Source organism: Shimia sp. W99 (genome assembly GCF_053851455.3).
Genome location: NZ_JBSQBU020000001.1, coordinates 774,630 through 795,681, shown reverse-complemented (window position 1 = coordinate 795,681; position 21,052 = coordinate 774,630). Strand labels below are relative to the sequence as shown.

The window sequence follows — 21,052 nt, the reverse complement described above, 5'->3', positions numbered from 1 at the left end:
CAACGACCATGGATACTTACGATTATGACCTCGGACAACACAGCTTTACCGTCTCCACAACCAGCCCCGACGCCCAACGCTGGTTCGATCGCGGCCTGAACTGGACCTATAATTACAATCACGAAGAAGCCGTCGTCTGTTTCCAAAAAGCCGCCAAGGCCGACCCGAATTGCGCAATGGCCCACTGGGGCATCGCCTATGCGGCAGGCCCCAACTACAACATGTGGTGGGAACATTTCGATGACGCCGGACGGGCCGAGGCACTCGCCACCAGCTTCGCCGCCACACTGGCCGCCATGGATTGCCTTGCCAACACCACCGAGGTGGAAGCCGCCCTGATCCGCGCCCTGCCCGCCCGCTACCCGCAAGAGACCGTCACCGACATAGACACCATGGAAACGTGGAACGACGCCTTTGCCGACGCCATGCGCACGGCCCACGCCGCACTTCCCGACAGCCTTGAGGTCACCACCATCTTCGCAGAATCCCTGCTCAACCGCTTTCCATGGAACATGTGGAACCTGCCCGCCGCCGCCCCGACCGAAGGCGCCGACACACTGGAATGCGAAGCGATACTAGAACGCGCGATGGCCAACAACCCGGCCGCCATGCATCACCCGGGCCTTTTGCACCTCTACGTGCACCTGATGGAGATGTCGCCCTATCCCGAAAAGGCGCTCAAGGCTGGCGACGTCCTGCGCACGCTGATGCCCGATGGCGGCCACCTGATCCACATGCCGACCCATATCGACGTGCTGTGTGGCCACTACGAAAACGTCGTGCGCTGGAATCAGGCTGCGACCGTCGCGGACATGAAGTTCTACGAACGCGAGGGCCCCTACAACATTTACACCGGCTACCGCATCCACAACTACCATTTCGTGATCTACGGCGCGCTTTTCCTTGGACAGATGCAGCCCGCGCTCGACGCCAATCAAGGCATCCTGGACACCTGCCCCGAGGAAATGCTCCGCGTCCCATCGCCCCCCATGGCGGACTATTTTGAATCCTACTGCGCCATGTACCCGCATATCCTGATCCGGTTCGGCAAATGGCAGGAACTTACCCAGCTTGAGCCGCCCGAAGACCCCGACCTTTACTGCACGCTCAACGCCTACACCTACTACGCGCGCGGCGTCGCCAACGCCGCCCTCGGCAATGTCGCACAGGCAGAGATCGAGGCCGCCGCCTTTGCCAAAGCCCGTGCCGCCGTGCCTGAAACCCGCCTTCTGCACACCAACACCGTCGTCGACCTGCTCGAAGTTGCGCACCACATGCTGCATGGCGAACTGGAGTACCGCAAAGCGAACTACGACCTTGCCTTCGACCACCTGCGAAAAGCGGTGCATTTTGAAGACAACCTGAACTATGACGAGCCATGGGGCTGGATGCAGCCCGTCCGCCACGCCCTTGGCGCGCTTCTCTTTGAACAGGGCCACGTGGCCGAGGCCGAAGCCGTCTATCGCGAGGATCTGGGGCTGGGCGGTCAACTCTCTCGCGCCACGGTGCATCCCGACAATATCTGGGCGCTGCGCGGATTGCATGACTGCCTCAAGGCGCGCGGCGACACCGCGGAACTGCCCCACATCCGCCAACGCCTCGATCTAGCCGAAGCTCGCGCCGACGCCTCGGTCAAAGCCTCCTGTGCCTGTGCGCAGGCCGCAATCGCAGCCTCCTAGGCCGCCACCGACGTAATACCGACACGATACCGACGTTATACCGACGTCGGTTTCTGGCCTTTCGCCTTGGCCCGCTTGCGCTCGTCGCGCACCTTCACGGCGAGGTCACGCGCAATCGCAAACGCGCCCTTGATCTTGTCCGCTTCGCTCTTCCAGTCACGCCGCACCACGATCTTGTTATCCTTGACCTTGGCCAGCCCCTTCTGGTTCTGGATGAACTCCACAAGCCCCTGCGGCGAGGCGAACTTGTCATTGTGGAACTGGATCGTCGCCCCTTTTGGCCCACCATCCAGCTTGGCAATCCCGGCCTTCTTGCACATCTCCTTGATGCGAACAACGAGCAGCAAAGTGTTGACTTCTTTTGGCAATTTCCCAAACCGGTCGATTAGCTCCGCAGCAAAACCCTCAAGCTCGACCTTGCCCTGCAACCCGCTCAGACGCCGGTAAAGCCCAAGGCGCACATCTAGATCGGGCACATAGCTTTCCGGGATCAGAACCGGCACCCCAAGGTTGATCTGCGGTGCCCATTGGTCATCGGCATCCGACAACCCTTCCATTTCACCCGCCTTGATCTTGGCAATCGCCTCTTCCAGCATCGACTGGTAAAGCTCATAGCCGACATCGCGCATCTGGCCCGACTGTTCCTCGCCCAGCAGGTTCCCGGCCCCGCGGATGTCAAGATCTTGAGAAGCAAGGGTAAATCCGGCTCCCAGCGTATCAAGTGACCCCAGAACCCGCAGCCTTTTTTCCGCCGCCGGGGTCAGCTTCATTCGTGGTTTCGTGGTCAAATACGCATAGGCCCGCGTCTTCGAACGTCCCACACGCCCCCGGATCTGATAAAGCTGTGCAAGGCCGAACATGTCTGCACGATGCACCACCATCGTATTGGCCGTCGGGATATCCAGCCCGGATTCAACAATGGTTGTTGCCAACAGAACGTCATACTTGCCGTCATAGAAGGCGTTCATGCGATCATCCAACTCGCCCGCCGCCATCTGGCCATGCGCAGTGATGACCGACACCTCCGGCACTTGATCACGCAAAAACGCTTCAATATCAGGCAGATCGCTGATCCGCGGCACAACATAGAAACTCTGCCCGCCCCGGTAATGCTCCCTTAACAACGCCTCGCGTATGGTGACGCCGTCAAATTCGCTGACATAGGTGCGGATCGCCAAACGGTCCACGGGCGGCGTGCCAATGATCGAAAGGTCGCGCACCCCCGACAGGCTAAGTTGCAGGGTGCGCGGGATGGGTGTCGCGGTCAGGGTCAGCACATGCACGTCCGAGCGCATCTGTTTGAGACGTTCTTTGTGGGACACGCCGAAATGCTGTTCCTCGTCAATGATCAACAGGCCGAGGTTCTTGAACCGCACTGATTTGGCCAGCAACGCGTGGGTGCCAATGACAATATCCACCGTACCCCGCGCAAGCCCGTCCCGCGTCTTGTCCGCTTCGCCAGCAGAAACAAAGCGCGACAAGCCTCTGACTTCCAAAGGAAACCCCCGGAACCGTTCGGCAAAACTCTTGTAGTGCTGGCGCGCCAAGAGCGTGGTTGGCGCGATCACCGCCACCTGCATGCCCGACATCGCCGCCACAAATGCCGCGCGCATCGCCACCTCGGTTTTGCCGAAACCCACATCGCCACAAACCAGACGGTCCATCGGTTGCCCCGACCCCAGATCGCCCATTACGTCTTCGATGGCGCGCAACTGGTCATCGGTCTCCTCATAGGGGAACCGCGCGCTGAATTCCTCCCACGCGTGATGCTGTGCTTCCATTACGGGTGCCGTGCGCAAGGCCCGCTCGGCCGCCACCCGGATCAGGCGGTCCGCCATCTCGCGAATGCGTTCCTTGAGCTTGGCTTTCTTGGCCTGCCATGCACCACCACCTAGGCGGTCGAGCAACCCTTCGTCATGGCCAAATTTCGACAGCAGCTCGATATTTTCGACCGGCAAGTAAAGCTTTGCATTTTCAGCATATTCAAGGCTGATACACTCATGCGCCGCGCCCGCCGCGGTGATCACCTCAAGCCCGTGATAGCGCCCGATCCCGTGATCCACATGCACCACCAGATCCCCGGGGCTGAGCGACTGCGCCTCGGTCAGAAAATTCTCTGCCCGCCGCTTCTTGCGCGGCGCTCGGATCAAACGGTCCCCCAGAACATCCTGCTCCGAAATCACCGTCATGTCCGGCGTTTCAAACCCATGCTCAAGCGCCCAAACTGCGAGATACAGGCCGGTTTTCCCGATCCGAGCCGCGTCCGTGACATGCACGGTTTCGGCCAGACCTTCATCTTCGATCAACCCGCTCAGACGTTCCCGCGCCCCTTCGGAATAGCTGGCCACAACCACCGGCCCTTCGGGCAGTTTCTTGCGAATGTGATCCGCCAAGGCCCCGAAAAGGCTCAGGTTTTCCTGCTGGCGTTCGGGCGCGAAATTCCGGCCAATTCGCCCGCCGGCATCGATCGCGCCGGGTCCGCTGGCCTGGGGCAACGGCTTAAATTGCAACACGCGTCGGCTGGCAATCGCCTCAACCCAATCCGGATCGTTCAGATACAGCAATCCCGGCGGCACAGGTTTGTAAACCGTGTCGATCCGAGCCTTCTGCTGCATGGCAAGCTTGCGGGTCTGGTACTGATCCTCGACCATATCCCAACGTGATTGACGGGCGGCATCTACCTGATCATCAAGCGAAACCACCGCGTCCGGCAGATAATCGAACAGGGTCTCTAGGCGATCATGAAAAAACGGCAACCAGTGCTCGACGCCCTGATGCTTGCGCCCCGCGCTGATCGCTTCATAGAGCGGATCATCCGTTCCGGCAGCACCAAATTCGATCCGGTAATTCTGTCGGAACCGCGTGATTGCGGCTTCGTCCAGAATGACCTCGCTCACAGGCGCCAGCTCGATCCGGTCGAGTTTCTCTGTGGTCCGCTGTGTCGCCGGATCAAACCGGCGCGCCCCGTCCAACACATCCCCAAAGAGATCAAGCCGCACCGGACCACTGTCGCCCGGTGGATAAATGTCGATGATCCCGCCCCGAATGGCGTAATCCCCCGGTTCCATCACCGTGGGTGCCTGAGTGAACCCCATCCGCACCAGAAACGCGCGCAGCGACCCTTCATCGACGCGATAACCCACTTCGGCCTTGAACGCCGCTTCCCGCAGCACTTCGCGCGCCGGAACCCGTTGTGTCGCCGCGTTGAGCGTCGTCAGCAGCACGTATTGTTCCGGCATCCCATGCACGAGACCCGCCAGTGTCGCCATGCGCGTGGCCGAGATATCCGCATTCGGTGACACCCGGTCATAGGGAAGGCAATCCCAACCCGGAAAGGTGATGACCGGCATATCGGGTTGGAAAAACGCCAATGCTGCCCGCATGGCGGCCAGCCGCTTGTCATCGCGGGCAACATGCAGAACCGGGCCATCGCTGCGGGCCACTTCACGCAGGATCAACCGTGCGTCATAGCCCTCGGGCGCCCCGCCCACCAAAATGTGTTGCGCATCCTGCATGACTTATTCGTCCCGATCAGCCCAAGGGCGAAATTTGAAAATTCTGGTACATACCCCAAAGCGAGGTGACAAAAATGGAAATCATGCCAACGAATTGTACCCAGAAACGATGTCGTCCCAACCGCTTGCGCAATAACTCTCCTGTGGCCTCTTCGACCTGGATACGATTGGCTGTTGAAATGCTCATCGCACCCACGAAGGACATCGGGAACATGAGCAGGAACACCGCCTGGGCAAATTCAACCGCATAGAACCAGCCCAGGACCGCGAGGCCAGTCAGCACGAAACAGGCCAGTGCCAAAAGCCAAAGTCCTGACACTCGCGCGATGTAAAGAATACGGTTCGTGTTGATCCGCACCATATCCTGCAGGTCGATTTCTGCCTGCGCGCCGACACGTTTCGCCCGAAGCACCATATCCCAAGGCACGCCAAGCACCCAATGGCTTGCCGAGGACCAGAAAACAGCCAGCGCAATCCAGAACCAGAGGTTCGAGAAGCTGCGCATATCGATGAGTTCGAATACGGTCTGGTGCCAGTTCAAAATCTGCTGCCCTTTTGGATTTCTCCTTCACATAACGCGGCTCTGCGGCAATTCCTAGCCTTGAGATAGGGGAAAATCCGTGGCACCAGTCAGTGAGCAATTCCCGAGGATGCCATGACCGTCACACCCCCCGCCTTTCCCACCGCGCGCCCGCGCCGCACTCGCCAATCCTCTGCCATCCGCGGCCTCGTGCGTGAAAACACGCTGAGCACGGATGATCTGATCTGGCCGGTTTTCGTGCGAGACGGCGAGGGTGTGGAGGAGCCTGTTCCTTCGATGCCCGGCGTCGTGCGCCGTTCGGTCGACAAAATTGTCGAAGCCGCGCGTGAAGCGGCGGATTTGGGCATTCCGGCGATCTGCCTCTTCCCCTATACGGACCCGGCACTGAAGACCGAGGATTGCGCCGAGGCTTGGAACCCGGACAACCTCTCGAACCGTGCCACCCGCGCTATCAAGGCCGCCGTGCCCGAAATTGCGATAATGACGGACGTTGCGCTTGATCCGTACAACATCAATGGACATGACGGCTTTGTCGTGGACGGTCAGATCGTGAATGACGAAACTGTCGAGGCCCTTGTGAAACAGGCACTCAGCCAAGCCGAGGCCGGGGCAGACATTATCGGTCCATCCGACATGATGGACGGGCGTATCGGCGCCATTCGCGACGCGCTCGAAACCAATGGGCACAGCAACGTAATGTTGCTCAGCTACGCTGCTAAATATGCCAGCGCCTTTTATGGCCCCTTCCGTGATGCGGTGGGCGCGTCCGGCGCGCTCAAGGGCGATAAGACAACTTACCAGATGGACCCGGCAAACAGCGACGAGGCCCTGCGTCTTGTCGCGCGGGACATTGCCGAAGGGGCCGACATGGTCATGGTCAAACCGGGCATGCCCTATCTCGACATTTGCCGCCGGGTCAAAGACAGGTTCGAGGTGCCAACCTACGCCTATCAAGTGTCCGGTGAATACGCGATGATCATGGGGGCCGCGCAAAATGGCTGGATCGACGGCGACAAGGCCATGGTAGAAAGCCTGATGGCCTTCAAACGCGCAGGCTGCGATGGCATCCTGACCTATTTCGCGCCCGCTGTGGCACGCAAGCTCAACACGCGCTAACCTGCTCAGAGCCTGACTGCGCTAGTGACAGCAGGCCCTGCGCCCCATATACTGCGTCGCAGAACCCGGATCAAAACCGGCGGTATAAGCAGACAACAATCAAAATACGGGCAAACCACTATGGACAGGATGACAAGACGCGGCTTTGCGCTGACCGGCCTCGCGGCGGCAGGCATGACAGCCGCCTGTGGCAACGGTGTCGGCAGCAATGGCGCCAACGAGATCGACGCACGGGTCGATGCCACGTTGAACTATCTTTACAGCAACTATCCCAATACTACCGACCTGCGTGACAAGGCGTCGGGCATGCTGGTCATGCCGGTCGTGACCGAGGCCGGGTTTGGTGTCGGCGGCGGCTATGGCCGCGGCGCCTTGCGGGTGAATGACGTCACGGTCGACTACTACTCGGCAACCAAGGGCAGTGTCGGATTCCAGATCGGAGCCAACCAGTATGCGCATGTGCTGTTCTTCATGACAGAAGGCGCTCTGACCGAGTTTCGTCACTCCAGCGGCTGGGCCGCCGGTGCAGGTGTGGAATACGTGGTGGCCAACGAAGGCGGTGATCTGAGTGCGGAAACCACCAACCTCCTTGCCCCGGTGATCGCGGTGATCTTCGGACAGGCGGGCCTCAAGCTGGGCGCGACACTCGAAGGCATCAAATACACCCGTATCATCCCCTGATCGCGCGGGTGCGCCAGACACGGAATATCATCTATGCCGAGCGCCCGGGCCAGCCCCTGGCGCTCGATTTGTATCAGCCGGACGGTCCGGCATCAGGCCTGGTGATACAGGCCCATGGCGGCGGTTTCTTCAAAGGCGACCGGCACGGGCCACGGGTCAAAACCCTTGCCGAGCGCCTTTGCGATATGGGGGTGGCGCTCGCGTCTATCGACTATCGACTCGGGACAAGTCTCGACGCTTTTTCCGCGCCGGATCGGCGCGCCATTCAACACAACCGCAGGCGCGCGCTAAAAGGCGGTGTCAAGATCGCCAAACGCATGCTCGGCCCCGCACTCGAAGCCGCAAGACAGGATCTCGGCGCGGCCATCGACTTTCTGCGCGCCAATCGCAACCCGTTCGACATCGACAGTGACAAGATCGCCGTTCTCGGTGTTTCCGCTGGCGGGATCGCCGGGCTGGCTCTGGCTTATCCGCCCGACAACCTGCCCGCAGCGGCCAAACCGGATGCCGTCATTGCTTTGGGGGCCGCGCTGGCCCATCCTTGGGCACTTTCTCCAACTGGACCGCCCGTATTGATGCTCCATAGCCAGCAGGACCGCATCATCGCGCCTGAAAACGCGGAACTGGCCCGCGCCGCCGCCGAGAACCATGGCACGTCCTTCACCCTGCTCACCTGTACCCGACGCGGCCACAACGCGCCTATGCAGGCGCTGCTGCAGGACGGTGCCCCGGACGGGACGCCGTACTGGGATCACATGATGTCGCTGTTTTCCAAGGCCGGGCTGATCAGCCCATCGCCCTCAGGCGCTTGATAAGACTCGATGTGTCCCACCGCCCACCACCCAGCTTCTGCACATCTTTGTAGAACTGATCCACCAGCGCTGTCACCGGCAGGCTCGCGCCATTCTCATTGGCCGTGGCAAGGCAAATCCCAAGATCCTTGCGCATCCAGTCCACCGCGAACCCGTGGTCGAACTCATCGTCAATCATGGTTTCATAGCGGTTCGCCATCTGCCAGCTGCCCGCAGCGCCGCCCGATATCACTTCAACCACCGCGCGCCCGTCAAGCCCGGCTTTCTCTGCAAAATGCAGCCCCTCGCTCAAACCCTGCACCAGCCCGGCAATGCAGATCTGGTTCACCATCTTGGTAAGCTGCCCGGCCCCGCTTTCGCCCAGCCGTTTGATCGTGCGCCCATAGGCATCCATGATCGGTTCGGCCGCCTCATAGGCCGCGGCATCGCCGCCACACATGATCGACAATACCCCGTTCTCGGCCCCCGCCTGACCGCCCGAAATCGGCGCGTCGACAAAGCTGATGCCCTTGTCCCTGCCCGCGGCATACATCTCGCGCGTGACCTTGGCCGACACGGTAGTGTGGTCGACAAAAGTTGTACCTTCGCTCATGCCGGCAAAGGCCCCGCCTTCCCCTACACAAACCGAGCGCAGGTCATCGTCATTGCCAACACAGGCCATCACGAACGCGGCACCTTGCACGGCCTCCTCGGGCGTGGCCCCAAAATTACCGCCATGCGCCTTGGCCCAGGCCTCGGCCTTGGCCGTCGTGCGGTTGTATACAGTGACTTCATGACCGGCCTTCACCAGATGCCCCGCCATCGGATAGCCCATCACTCCCAAGCCCAGAAATGCCACTTTTGCCATTTGCTTTTCCCTCGCAATCATTCGTCGTAATACTTGTCCCGCCTGTACGGGCAGAACGCAAGACACAATGCGGAGCGGCACTTTGGCCTCAATAATTCAATGGCTTCTGCGGATTGCCAGCGGTTTGGTGATTCTGGCCGTCGTTACGGTCTTGTTTGTTTACTATCTCGCCTCGCGCTCTCTGCCCAATTATGACAAGGCTCTGATCACGCCGGCCGTGACCGCCCAAGTCAATATCGTTCGCGACAATGCAAACGTCCCGCATATCTTCGGCGAAAGCGATCAGGACGTGTTCTTTGCCCTTGGCTACGCCCACGCACAGGACAGGCTTTGGCAGATGATCACCCTGCGCCGCACGGTTCAGGGGCGCCTGTCCGAAGTCTTTGGCCGCAGCACGCTCGAAGTCGACAAACTCCTGCGCCGCCTTGATCTATACACGCTGGCCCAGCAATCGGTCAGCGCTCAGGATGCCGACACCACCCGCGCCCTGCGGGCCTATGCCAACGGCGTGAACACCCGCATTGACGAGATCAACGTCAGCTCACTCGGGCGCGGCGCCCCCGAATTGTTCCTCTTCTCGCAAGCCATCGCCCCCTGGCAGCCCGCCGACTCTCTCGCCGTGCAAAAGCTCATGGCGCTCCAGCTCTCCGGTCATCTGGAAGAAGAGGTGCTGCGCGCACGCACTTCGCTCGCGCTCAAGGATCAGACACGCCTGTCCGACATCCTGCCCGACGCCCCCGGCGCCGGTGTGGCCGCGCTGCCGGAATATGCCGCCCTTGTTCACGACGCCCCGCGTTACGCGGCCTCGATCCCGATGCCCGACACCCCGCTCTCGCCCTTTCCCCAACGCGGCCTTGCCGGCGCTTCGAATGCCTGGGCCGCCGCCGCCACCCGCAGCGCTTCAGGGGGCACGTTGCTCGCCAATGATCCCCATCTTGGCCTGTCTGCCCCGGCCATCTGGTACCTGGCACGCATGGAGCTTTCCTCGGGCGGGGTGATCGGCGGCACAATACCCGGCATTCCGGCCATCTTGACCGGGCGCTCCAACGCATTGGGCTGGGGGCTGACTTCGTCCTATCTCGACGATCAGGACGTGTTCATCGAAAAGCTGAACCCCAACAACCCCGAGGAGTACCAAACTCCTAGCGGCTACAAGCGTTTCGAGACACGCAAATCCATTATCCATATCAAGGATGAAAGCCCGATCACCATCACCCTTCGCTGGACAGACAATGGCCCGGTCCTGCCCGGCACCCATTACAATCTGGCCAGCATAACGCCCAAGGGACATGTCGCCTCGCTGAGCTGGACCGCCCTCAGCGGACAGGATACCTCGACGAGCGCCGCTGTCGCCTTGATGCGGGCGCAGAACGTGCAACAGGCCCTTGCCGCTGCCGAAGCCTATGTTTCACCCTCCCAGAACCTGACGCTGGCCGATCAGGAAACGATTGCTCTCAAACTGGTCGGTGCCATGCCCCGTCGCGACGCGCGACACCAGAGCCAGGGTCGCCTGCCCGCGCCCGGCTGGCGGACTGAAAATCGCTGGCAGGGCACCTTTCCCTATGTGTCCAACCCCGGTTTCGTGTCCCCCGTTGGCGGCATCGTCGGGAACACCAACAACAAGGTGGTCGAACGCCCCTTCCCGCTGCATGTCTCCTTTGAATGGGGTGACAGCCAGCGGATCCAGCGCTGGCAACGGCTCATGCAGGAGCGCCAGGTTCACACCCGCGACAGCTTTGTCGAAACCCAGCTTGATACAGTGAGCTTCTCGGCCCGCGCGCTGCTGCCCCTGATCGGCGCCGATCTCTGGTTCACTGGCGAGGCTGCCCCAGACGGCACTCGCGAACGCCAGCGCCAGCGTGCATTGACTCTGCTGGCAGAATGGAATGGTGAGATGAACGAGCACATGCCGGAACCGCTGATCTATGCGGCTTGGGTGCGCGCCTTGCAGGATCGCCTGATCCGCGACGATCTCGGTCCGCTTGCCGATGAGTTTACCCGCGTGGAGCCGCTCTTCATAGAACGTGTATTCCGCAACCTGGACGGCGCAAGCCACTGGTGCGACGTGGCCCAGAGTGCGCCCAAGGAAAGCTGCACAGACATGGCCCGGCTCGCACTGGATGATGCGCTGATCTGGATCGAAGAGCGCTATGGCACCCAGCTTGAGTCCCTGCGTTGGGGCGATGCCCACCAAGCCACCCATGACCATCAGGTCCTTGGAGAGGTGCCGCTCCTCAAGTATTTCGTGAACATTCGCCAGTCCACTTCCGGCGGCGACAACACGCTTCAGCGCGGCCGCACGAGCGGGTCCGCACCCGACCCATTTCACAACGTCCACGCCGCCGGATACCGCGGGGTCTATGACTTTGCCGATCCGGACAGCTCGGTTTTTGTGATTTCAACCGGACAATCGGGCCACTTCCTGTCACGCTACTATGACGACATGGCCCAGCTATGGCGGCGCGGCGAGTACATCCCGATGTCGCTGGACACGGAACTGGCCCGTGCCGCAGCGGTCGGTGTCACCCGGATCAAGCCACCCCAAGCGCGCGATTAAAGGCTTTCGAACTTGCGGGCTTGACGCGCGGTCCAGACCACTTCGATCTCGAAGCCGTCCTCGCCCTGTGTCTCAGACTCCACCACGCCCTCCTTAAAGAGCCACGCTCGTTCCTTGCCTTTGGCAAATGCCAGATGCAGCGTTTCACGCGTCTTTTCCGAAGCGAGAACCTTGGCAATCGCGTCAAACAGATCGCCCAACCCTTCGCCCGTCACAGCAGACACCGCGAAAATGTCGTCCTCACGCCCGGCTTTGGCCTGCATCGCAGCGCGCTGTTCCGGGTCAAGCAGGTCGATCTTGTTCCAGACCTCGATCTGGCGCGTCTCGTCGCCAATCCCAAGCGATTCCAGAATGCTGCGCACATCCTCGGCCTGATGTTCGCTTTCCGGATGGGCCACGTCGCGCACATGCAACACCAGATCAGCCGCCAACACCTCTTCCAGCGTGGCGCGGAACGCCGCGACAAGTTCAGTCGGAAGGTCACTGATAAAGCCCACCGTGTCCGACAGGATCACTTCCGGGCCGTCGGGCAATTGCACCGCGCGCATTGTCGGGTCCAGCGTGGCAAAGAGCATGTCCTTGGCCATCACGTCCGCCCCGGTTACGTGGTTGAACAGCGTCGACTTCCCGGCGTTGGTATAGCCGACCAGCGCCACGATCGGGAAAGGCACCTTGGCGCGCGCCTTGCGATGCAGTTCGCGGGTTTTTACAACCTTGGCCAATTGCCGACGCAACCGCACCAGTTGTTCGTCAATCGCCCGGCGGTCGGCCTCGATCTGGGTTTCCCCCGGTCCGCCCACGAACCCCAGCCCGCCCCGCTGACGTTCCAGGTGGGTCCAGGCCCGCACCAGCCGCGTGCGCTGATAGCTCAGCGCCGCCATCTCGACCTGTAACACGCCTTCGCGCGTACGCGCCCGATCGCTGAAAATCTCGAGGATCAGCCCGGTCCGATCAAGAAGTTTGACCTTCCACGCTTTTTCAAGGTTGCGTTGCTGCACCGGTGTGACCGGCCCGTCGATCAAAACCAACTCAATCTCGTTGGCCTTGAACATCGCGCCAAGCTCTTCGATTTTTCCCGATCCGAACAACATGCCCGGATGCGCGCGGGGCAGTTTCACGTTGGTCGCACCGACCACTTCAAGCTCTGGCAAAGCAGCCGCAAGAGAAACGGCCTCTTCCAAAGCGAAAGAGGCCTCGCGCCGCTTGTCGGCGCCGTAAATGTCGGGATGCAGGACCCAGGCACGGGTAACCTGCGTATCATGCTCCATCAAGAGGCGTCTTCACCTTCATAAAGGCTGATGGGCTGGGCCGGCATGATGGTCGAGATTGCGTGCTTGTAAACAAGCTGGCTCTGACCGTCGCGGCGCAGCAGCACACAAAAATTGTCGAACCATGTGATCACGCCCTGAAGCTTCACACCATTGATCAGAAAAATTGTGACCGGAACCTTGGTTTTCCGGACGTGGTTTAAAAATGCGTCTTGGAGATTCTGTCTGTCCGAAGCCATCGCGCGCTTGCCTTTGTTCTTGTTGGGTGCATCGGGTGCGTTCATTCTTATCGGGGCGAGTATGGAGTGCGGTTTCCAGAGTTTCCACCCCAAAATTCGAATGCAACGACGCGTGCCAGCGGCAAACGCATCATTTGTGCCACAACTCGGGCGATATCAACGCGATGATCGCCAGCGTTTCCATCCGCCCAAGCACCATAGCGCCACACAGAACCGCCTTCTCCCACGATCCCAGCACAAGGAGGTCAATCGGCGCCTCGGCGGCGATCTGGGTAAGCGGACCGGTTGTGGTCAAAGCCGAAATGGCCAATACCAGCGCCTGTTCAAAGTCGCTTCCCAGAGCCGCAAGAATGATGGTGATCCCCGCCAGCGAGATCGCAAAAAGCATGAAGAACACCCAGGCAATCACCGCGCCACGGCGCCGGATACGGCGCGCACCACCGCCTCGGCTGCCAACCACCACCGACGGGTGCACCAGCTTTTCCATTTCGCCCAGTCCCTGAAGATAAAGCGCATAGACCCGCAAAAGCTTGACCCCGCCCGCCGTTGTCGCCACCCCACCGCCGACAAGCGCCAGCCCCAGAAGAATGAGCCCCGGAGAACTCAACCCCGACCAATCCCGCGCCACATGCCACTCCGCACTCTCAAAGCCCGTCGTCGTCAGAAAGCTCAAAACCGTGAATACCCCGCCCCACGCGGCCTTGAGCGCCGCAAGCGTATCCGGCGTTTCACTGACCTCGATCGCACCAAACCAATGGCGCAGGAACAGGATCAGCGGCACCAGTACCACCAGAAGAAGACCAAGCCGGAACTCCGGGTCCTCGACGAGGCTTTCTCGGCGCACTGCCCCGGTATCTGCCGAAAACGTCATTCGGGACAGGGCGAACAGCATGAACAGAAAGATCACCGCTTCCCCGGCGATCCCCGCACCGGCGTTCTGCACCCCCCCAACCGATGAAATCCCGCTGGTTGCCATGGTCGACATGGCATGCATCAGCCCGGTCAGCGGCTTGTCCCCGAGAACCATGAGCATCACCCAGATCGCCAGTGTCAGCCCGGCATAGACCGGCACCAGGGCCTGCGTCGCGCGTTTCCAGCGTTTCATGGGCGCGGCCTGCCGCATCTGGCCGCCCAGCTCCGCCTGCCCCGGTTCGCCCCGCGCGGTCACTTCGAACCCCCCCAGCGACAGCGGCGCAAACACCGCCGACGCTGCGATCCACATCATCAAACCGCCCATCCAGCCGACCAGCCCCCGCCACAGATGCAGAGAAGGAGCCAATCGGTCGGCATCGGCAAATACCGTGGCCCCCGTGGTTGTCATACAGGACACCATCTCGAAATAGGCGTTGATGAAACTCGTCGTATCAAGCGCTTCATAGAATGGAAGGGCCAGCACGGCGGGCAACACCGTAAAGGCAAGCAGCAGAGCCAGCAAAAGATCCACCGTGCGCGCCGCCGCCCGCGTTCCCGAAATGGCCATCGCGATCAACGTGCTGACAAACAGAACCAGTGTCCCGCTGTAAAAGAACATGCGCGCGATGAAGTCATCGTTCTGCGCCGAAGCCATCGCCGCCGGAACGAACATCAACAGCCCCGAAAGCGCCACCAAGTGCAGGAAGAGGGGCAGTTTTGAAAGATGGGACAGCATCGGATCAGAAGAAGTCAATCGACACTTGCAACAGGCGCTCGACCTCGGGCACATCCGCCGCCATGCTGAAAAGCGCGATCACGTCCCCCTCTTCAACCCGCGTTCCACCCTTGGGTTTGATCACGTCCTTTCCCTTCATGATGGCTCCGATCAGAACCCCTTCTGGGAAATCAATGTCGCGTACCTGCTGTCCGGCGATTGGCGAGGTCGACAGCACCTCGGCCTCGATGATCTCGGCCTCTGCGTCCCCCACGGAATAGACCCCGCGCACACGGCCATGGCGAATGTGGCGCAGGATCGAGCTTACCGTCGTGGCGCGTGGATTGATAAAGGCGTCAATCCCCAGGGGCGCCATCAGCGGCGCCAGCGTCGGATCATTGATCAGGGCAATCGCAAGGGGGCACCCGTTCGCCTTGGCCCGAACGGACGCCAGCATGTTGGTCTTGTCATCGTCCGTTACCGCAAGAATGGCGTCTGCGCGCGCGACCCCGGCCTCTGCCAAAAGGGCGGAATCCAACCCGTCTCCGTGCAGGACAATGGTGCGTTCGAGCGACTCGGCGGCCTTTTCCGCGGTCGCCCTGCTGCGTTCGATCACCTTTGTCCGCACCCGCTCCGCGCCGCTTTCGAGGCGTTGCGCAACCATCAGACCGACATTGCCGCCGCCCACGATAATGGCGCGTTCCTGTTTCTTCTGCGTCTTGCCGAAAACCTCCATGGTCCGACCTACATCCTCCGAGAATGTGAAGACGTAGATCTCATCTCCGGTAAAAAGCTGGTCTCCGGGTTCGGGCGCAAACAACGATCCGCGCCGCCTGACCCCGACCACCACGGCACGCAGGGTTGAGAACAGATCGGTCAGCTGGCGCAAGGGCGTGTTCAACACCGGGCAATCCTCGTCCAGCGACAGGCCCAACATCTGAACCTTTCCATCAAGGAACAACTCGGTGTCAAAGGCCGCAGGCGCCGTCAGTCGCTTGAGCGCGGCTTCGGCCACCTCGAGCTCGGGCGAAATCACCACGTCAATCGGCATGTGATCGCGTCTGTACAAGTCCGAATAGACCACGTCGAGATAGGCCTGGCTGCGCAGACGCGCGATTTTGCGCGGCACCGCGAACACGGAATGCGCCACCTGGCACGTGACCATGTTCACCTCGTCCGAATAGGTCGCGGCAATTATCATGTCCGCGTCCCGCGCCCCCGCACGGTCCAGCACATCGGGATAGCTCGCAAACCCGGCGATGCCCTGCACATCCAGCGAGTCAGTGGCACGGCGCACCAGCTCGGGATTGTTATCCACCACGGTGACGTCGTTTTTTTCGCCGGAAAGATGTCGCGCGATCTGCCACCCGACCTGACCGGCCCCACAGATAATGACCTTCATGACTTGCTTCTCGGCCTCCCCGGGATTTGCTCCAAGCCATGACAGAATGCCTCGCAGAGGTCAAATGCAACCATTGACCTTGCCCCATGACATGCGCTTTCATCGGCCTGAGAGCCGGGGATTTGATCATGTACAAAAACACAAAGCTTTTCAGTGCCCTTGCCCTGGTCGCTATGGTGTTGGCCGGGTGCTCGTCCAACAGTTACTCGGCCTATATCAAACCCGGAACCGGCGTCGACCGCGTTAACCGCGACCGAGCCGAATGCGACATCGAAGCCAACCGCCTGTTCCCCGCGGCCAATTTCCCGCAGACCATTCCCTATGGCGGTGTGGGGTATTATGGCGGCGGCTGGGGCTGGGGCGGCGGCATTGTCACCTCGACCGACGTGAACGCCAATATGCGCAATCAGCACCAAACCCAATGCATGCGACTCAAGGGATATGAACCCTATACCTTCCCGGTCTGCACAAGCGATCAGCTTGCCGGGCGGTCCTATGCGCCCCTGACCCGCTCACCAACCCCGTCTGCAAATATCTGCGCCGTAACCACCGAAGGCGGTGGGCGCGCGCTGATCGACCTGTCGCGCCCACTGTGAACCGGTCGCCGCGATCCGGTCCATGACCCAAAGGAGGGCAAAATGAAACGCCTGCATCTTTCCCTCGTCGCCCTTGCGAGCCTGTCCGCCTGTCTGGATTATACCCCCATGTACAAGGTCGGCGCGACCACGCAGGAGGCCAACGTTACGCGGGCCCAGTGCAACACCTATGCCGCCAACACCGTGCCGCCGATGATCATCAACGACCTGATCCCGGTCTTTGGTGCGGATGGTCGGATCATCGGTTATCGCAACGAAATCTATGACGCCAACGAAGGGCGCCGGAACTCGACGGTGCAACGCTGCATGGAACAACAAGGCTACTCGCGGGTCAGCATTCCCTACTGCCCGAAAGAAGCGCTCGAGGGGCGCAACTACCGCCCGCTCACAACCTCGCCGCCCATTGGCCCCTCGATCTGTGCCGTGCGGCAACCGGGCGGGGGCCGGGTTCTGGTCGACCTGAGCAAGCCGGTGAATTAACCGGCTTCGCGCGCTTCCTCATCATCCGAGATATGCGCCACCCGTGCGCCCGCCTTGTTCGATGTCACCACGCCCAGCGACTTCAGCTTGCGGTGCAGCGCGCTGCGCTCCATGCCCACGAAATTCGCAGTCCGGCTGATGTTGCCGCCAAACCGGTTGATCTGGGTCAGCAGGTATTCCCGCTCAAAGGCTTCGCGCGCTTCACGCAACGGCAATGTTGCCAGCGCCCCGGAAAGAACCACACGGTCCTCTTCCTGCGACCCACCGGAATCGCTGGGCAACTCGCGGGCTTCGATCTCTCCCGTGCCATCCCCAAGGATCAGAACCCGTTCGATCAGGTTCTTAAGTTGCCGCACATTGCCCGGCCAGACCATCGTCTGCATCAGCGCAACCGCCTCTTCGCTCAATTCACGCATCGGCAACCCTTGCGTTTCATTGAAGCTCTCGATGAAGTGCCGCGCCAGCATCGGGATATCTTCCCGCCGCTCCTCCAGGGACGGCACCGGGATCGGCACCACGTTCAGACGGTGATACAGTTCTTCGCGCAGGCGCCCGGCTTCGATTTCCGCCTTCAGGTCGCGGTTGGTCGACGAGATCACCCGCAGGTCCACCCGCACCTTGTCCGACCCGCCCACACGCTGGAACTGCTGGTCCACCAGCACCCGCAAAATCTTGGACTGCGTGGCAAGCGGCATGTCCGCCACCTCGTCGAAATAGACCACCCCGCCGTGCGCTTGTTCCAAAAGGCCCTGTTCGACGCCGCGTTCGGCCCCTTCCCGGCCGAACAGCAATTCCTCAACCCGGTCGGGCTCCATCCCCGCACAGTTGACCGTGACGAAGGGCCCCGAAGCCCGGTTCGAATTGGCATGCACATAGCGCGCCGCCACATCCTTTCCCACGCCCGCAGGCCCAGTCAGCATCACCCGTCCGTTGGATTTCGTGACCTTGTCGAGCTGCCCCAAAAGCGTGCGGAAAGCAGCGCTTTCCCCGACCATGTCCGCGGGTTTGACGTCCTGCCGCTTCAACTCGGTGTTCTCGCGCCGCAGGCGCGAAGTTTCCATGGCCCGGCGGATCACGACGAGCAACTGGTCAATATTGAAGGGCTTTTCGATGAAATCATATGCGCCCTGCTTGATCGCCGCGACGGCGATTTCAATATTGCCATGGCCCGAAATGATCACCACCGGCACTTCGGGGTAATCCCGCTTGGCCGCCTTGAGGATGTCGATCCCGTCCATGTTGCTGTCCTTGAGCCAGATATCAAGGATCAGCAAGGCGGGCTGCTCGGCAGCGATCTCGGCCATTGCGTCGTCCGAGTTCCCGGCAAGCCGCGTGGTATACCCTTCATCCTGCAGAATATCCGAGATCAACTCGCGGATATCGCGTTCATCATCAACGATCAGAATGTCACTCATGAGACCTCACTTGTCATTTTTCTGCCCGCCGGCCTGCCCGCTCCCACCTGCCAGTGGCAGCTGAATTTCGGCCATCGCGCCAGCGTGGTCGTTGTTCTCAAATATCGGGGCGTCCAACAGATCGAGCGTCCCCCCGTGCTCTTCGATAATCTTTTTCACGATCGGCAGACCCAGTCCGGTCCCCTTGTCGCGGGTCGTCACATAAGGCTCAAACAGCCGCGCCCGGTCTTCGGGAAGGCCGATCCCATTGTCGGCAATCCGGATTACAGCCTTGCTGCCTTCCACTTCACAGTGAATGTGGATTTCGGGTACAAACCCGTCGGGTGCCCCCTTTTCCACAAGCGTTTCAATCGCTTCGCCCGCATTCTTGATAAGGTTCGTCAATGCCTGTGAAATCATCGTGCTATCGAGGTCCGCGCTAAGGGGACCATTGCAAATATCCGTTTCGAACCGTACGCCCGGCTGTCCGGTTTCCTGCAACAACACGGCGCGGTTCAGCAACTCGACAAGGTCGATGGTCTTGCGTTCCGGTTCTGGCATCCGCGCGAATTTCGAAAACTCGTCCACGATCCGGCGCAGATCATTGGTCTGGCGCACGATCACGTCTGTCATCTGTTCAAGCGTTTCACTGTCCTCGCCCACCTTGCTGGCGAATTTGCGCCGGATACGCTCCGCCGAAAGCTGGATCGGTGTTAGCGGGTTCTTGATCTCATGCGCGATCCGCCGCGCCACATCACCCCACGCCGCCATGCGCTGCGCGGTGACGAGGTTGGTCACATCGTCGAATGCCACCACATATCCCTCGAGCGATCCGTCCTCACGCCGCCGCGTCGACATGCGCACCAACAGGTTTTCCAGCCGTCCCGACCGTGTGACCTTGATTTCTTCCTGCGCGATCTCGTTGTTCGAGTTCTTCAAAGCATCGAACATCGCTCCGAATTCCGGCACCGCAACCGAAAGCGCCATGGTCTGATGGTCATCCGACCAATCCAGCAGCCGCTCTGCAGAGCGGTTCACGAAAGACACGCGCCCCGAGTCGTCCAGCCCCACGACCCCCGAGGTGACCGAACTGAGAACGGAATCGAACATCCGTCGCCGCCGCTCAATCTGGCGGTTGTTGTCCAGAAGCGTGTCGCGCTGTGCCTTCAATTGCCGGGTCATCTGGTTGAAGTACCGCCCCAGCATGGCAATCTCGTCATCGCCCTCTTCCTCAAGGACCTGAACGTCCAGGTCCCCTGCGCCCACGCGCTGCGCCGCCCCGGTCAGGCGCCCGACCGGTCGCGACAATCGTTCGGCAAACCACATCCCCATCCAGATCGCAGCCAGAATCAGGATCACCGCAAACCCGATATAGATCAGGCCGAATTCAAAAAGCACCCGCCCCCGTTCGCTTTCCAACTGCTGATACAACTGCGCCGTTTCGCGGGTTTCATCCAACAGCGTGAAAATCTCGGCATCTACGTCCCGGCTGACATAGAGATAGCGGTCAACAAATGCTTCAAGTGGGACCAATGCCCGGATTTCACTGTTTTCCAGATCGCGGATGATGGCAATGCCCTCATCGGTCGCCGTGTCGAAATCCGCTTGCGTGGGCGCAACGAAATAGAACAGGTAGGACCGCTCCCCGCGAGCGCGGATTTTGGCAGTACCATCAATGACATAGGCTTGCTTCAACCCGCGCTGGATCTGGTTCTGACCGCTGGCCAGCACCACCCGGATATCGCCTTCATCCATGAAAAACGTTGCTCGGCGGCTGGCATTGAGAAACTCCGCCAACGCCTTGGCATCAAGTTCAAGCCCCTCGACATGCTCCGCCTCATAGGCTTGTGCCGCCGCCAGAGAATTTCCCACCACCTGGCGCACCCGATCGCTGAACCAGCCCTCCAGACCGATATTCACCGTCAGCCCGGCGAAAACAGCAACGGTCACTGTCGGCACCAGCGCCAGCGCCGCAAACGCCCCGGTCAGGCGCAAATGCAAACGCGACCCCGCTGACTGGGCCCGGCGCGACGCGATCATTCGCGCGACGCGCTGCAGCACAAGCGCCGCGACCGCCAGCACATAGACGAGGTCTGTCAGAAGGATCGTGCGCAGCGCGCCCGAGCTGGCGCCCTGCCCAAGTGGACCGAGAATCAGATAGGTGCAGACCGCCAGAACAGGCCCCAGAACCACCAATCCCCAAGTTGCGACATTCTGGACACGTCTCTGACGACGCAAACGCCTGAATTTCGCCCAATGGCTCGTATCTGTCCGGCTTGCCACCCGACGCCCTCAATT

At 60.8% G+C, this 21,052-nt stretch carries 16 protein-coding genes; 7 read left to right on the top strand and 9 right to left on the bottom strand.

Features of this window, described 5'->3' with window-relative positions; genetic code table 11:
* Window positions 1-8 precede the first annotated feature (8 nt).
* Complete coding sequence (locus ACS3QZ_RS03865) at window positions 9-1,679, top strand: tetratricopeptide repeat protein (protein WP_456036652.1); 1,671 nt, start codon at window positions 9-11, stop codon at window positions 1,677-1,679.
* A gap of 35 nt (window positions 1,680-1,714) precedes the next feature.
* Here ACS3QZ_RS03865 and mfd read toward each other — a convergent pair whose 3' ends face one another.
* Entirely contained in the window at window positions 1,715-5,194 is a 3,480-nt protein-coding gene (gene mfd, locus ACS3QZ_RS03860; protein WP_456036651.1) for a transcription-repair coupling factor, read from the bottom strand.
* Window positions 5,195-5,210: 16 nt separating this feature from the next.
* Complete coding sequence (locus tag ACS3QZ_RS03855; RefSeq protein WP_093094101.1) at window positions 5,211-5,735, bottom strand: component of SufBCD complex; 525 nt, start codon at window positions 5,733-5,735, stop codon at window positions 5,211-5,213.
* Between the two features lie 114 nt (window positions 5,736-5,849).
* Between ACS3QZ_RS03855 and hemB the strand changes: the two genes are divergently transcribed.
* The 3 genes from hemB to ACS3QZ_RS03840 all read left to right on the top strand — a co-directional run bounded on the left by hemB (window position 5,850) and on the right by ACS3QZ_RS03840 (window position 8,344).
* Entirely contained in the window at window positions 5,850-6,851 is a 1,002-nt protein-coding gene (hemB, locus tag ACS3QZ_RS03850; RefSeq protein ID WP_456036650.1) for a porphobilinogen synthase, read from the top strand.
* Between the two features lie 120 nt (window positions 6,852-6,971).
* Window positions 6,972-7,532, top strand: a complete 561-nt coding sequence (locus tag ACS3QZ_RS03845) for a lipid-binding SYLF domain-containing protein (RefSeq protein ID WP_456036649.1) — start codon at window positions 6,972-6,974, stop codon at window positions 7,530-7,532.
* A gap of 8 nt (window positions 7,533-7,540) precedes the next feature.
* Entirely contained in the window at window positions 7,541-8,344 is an 804-nt protein-coding gene (locus tag ACS3QZ_RS03840; protein WP_456036648.1) for an alpha/beta hydrolase, read from the top strand.
* Here the strand turns inward: ACS3QZ_RS03840 and ACS3QZ_RS03835 are convergent.
* Complete coding sequence (locus ACS3QZ_RS03835) at window positions 8,319-9,212, bottom strand: NAD(P)-dependent oxidoreductase (RefSeq protein ID WP_456036647.1); 894 nt, start codon at window positions 9,210-9,212, stop codon at window positions 8,319-8,321. The genes ACS3QZ_RS03840 and ACS3QZ_RS03835 overlap by 26 nt on opposite strands.
* A gap of 61 nt (window positions 9,213-9,273) precedes the next feature.
* On the opposite strand from ACS3QZ_RS03835, the gene ACS3QZ_RS03830 reads away from it, so the two are divergent.
* Window positions 9,274-11,748, top strand: coding sequence for a penicillin acylase family protein (locus tag ACS3QZ_RS03830; protein WP_456036646.1), 2,475 nt, complete (start codon window positions 9,274-9,276; stop codon window positions 11,746-11,748).
* Here the strand turns inward: ACS3QZ_RS03830 and hflX are convergent.
* The 4 genes from hflX to trkA form a co-directional block, all read right to left on the bottom strand.
* The gene (gene hflX / locus ACS3QZ_RS03825) at window positions 11,745-13,016 is read right to left on the bottom strand and encodes a GTPase HflX (protein ID WP_456036645.1); all 1,272 of its coding nucleotides are present in this window, start codon (window positions 13,014-13,016) and stop codon (window positions 11,745-11,747) included. The genes ACS3QZ_RS03830 and hflX overlap by 4 nt on opposite strands.
* Window positions 13,016-13,255, bottom strand: coding sequence for an RNA chaperone Hfq (hfq, locus tag ACS3QZ_RS03820; RefSeq protein ID WP_008204623.1), 240 nt, complete (start codon window positions 13,253-13,255; stop codon window positions 13,016-13,018). Before hfq ends, hflX begins: the two co-directional genes overlap by 1 nt.
* 130 nt (window positions 13,256-13,385) lie before the next feature.
* Window positions 13,386-14,903: a potassium transporter TrkG gene (locus ACS3QZ_RS03815; RefSeq protein ID WP_456039301.1), complete on the bottom strand. Its 1,518-nt coding sequence runs from the start codon at window positions 14,901-14,903 to the stop codon at window positions 13,386-13,388.
* A 4-nt stretch (window positions 14,904-14,907) separates the two neighbouring features.
* The gene (gene trkA / locus ACS3QZ_RS03810) at window positions 14,908-16,284 is read right to left on the bottom strand and encodes a Trk system potassium transporter TrkA (RefSeq protein WP_093094094.1); all 1,377 of its coding nucleotides are present in this window, start codon (window positions 16,282-16,284) and stop codon (window positions 14,908-14,910) included.
* A gap of 128 nt (window positions 16,285-16,412) precedes the next feature.
* On the opposite strand from trkA, the gene ACS3QZ_RS03805 reads away from it, so the two are divergent.
* Window positions 16,413-16,880: a hypothetical protein gene (locus ACS3QZ_RS03805; RefSeq protein ID WP_456036644.1), complete on the top strand. Its 468-nt coding sequence runs from the start codon at window positions 16,413-16,415 to the stop codon at window positions 16,878-16,880.
* A 42-nt stretch (window positions 16,881-16,922) separates the two neighbouring features.
* A complete protein-coding gene (locus tag ACS3QZ_RS03800) occupies window positions 16,923-17,360 on the top strand; it encodes a hypothetical protein (RefSeq protein WP_456036643.1) in 438 nt (145 codons plus the stop codon).
* Here ACS3QZ_RS03800 and ntrX read toward each other — a convergent pair.
* Both ntrX and ACS3QZ_RS03790 read right to left on the bottom strand, forming a co-directional pair.
* Window positions 17,357-18,775: a nitrogen assimilation response regulator NtrX gene (ntrX, locus tag ACS3QZ_RS03795; protein WP_456036642.1), complete on the bottom strand. Its 1,419-nt coding sequence runs from the start codon at window positions 18,773-18,775 to the stop codon at window positions 17,357-17,359. The genes ACS3QZ_RS03800 and ntrX overlap by 4 nt on opposite strands.
* Before the next feature lie 6 nt (window positions 18,776-18,781).
* On the bottom strand, window positions 18,782-21,037 hold the full coding sequence (locus ACS3QZ_RS03790) for a sensor histidine kinase NtrY-like (RefSeq protein ID WP_456036641.1): 2,256 nt from the start codon (window positions 21,035-21,037) through the stop codon (window positions 18,782-18,784).
* Window positions 21,038-21,052: the final 15 nt, after the last annotated feature.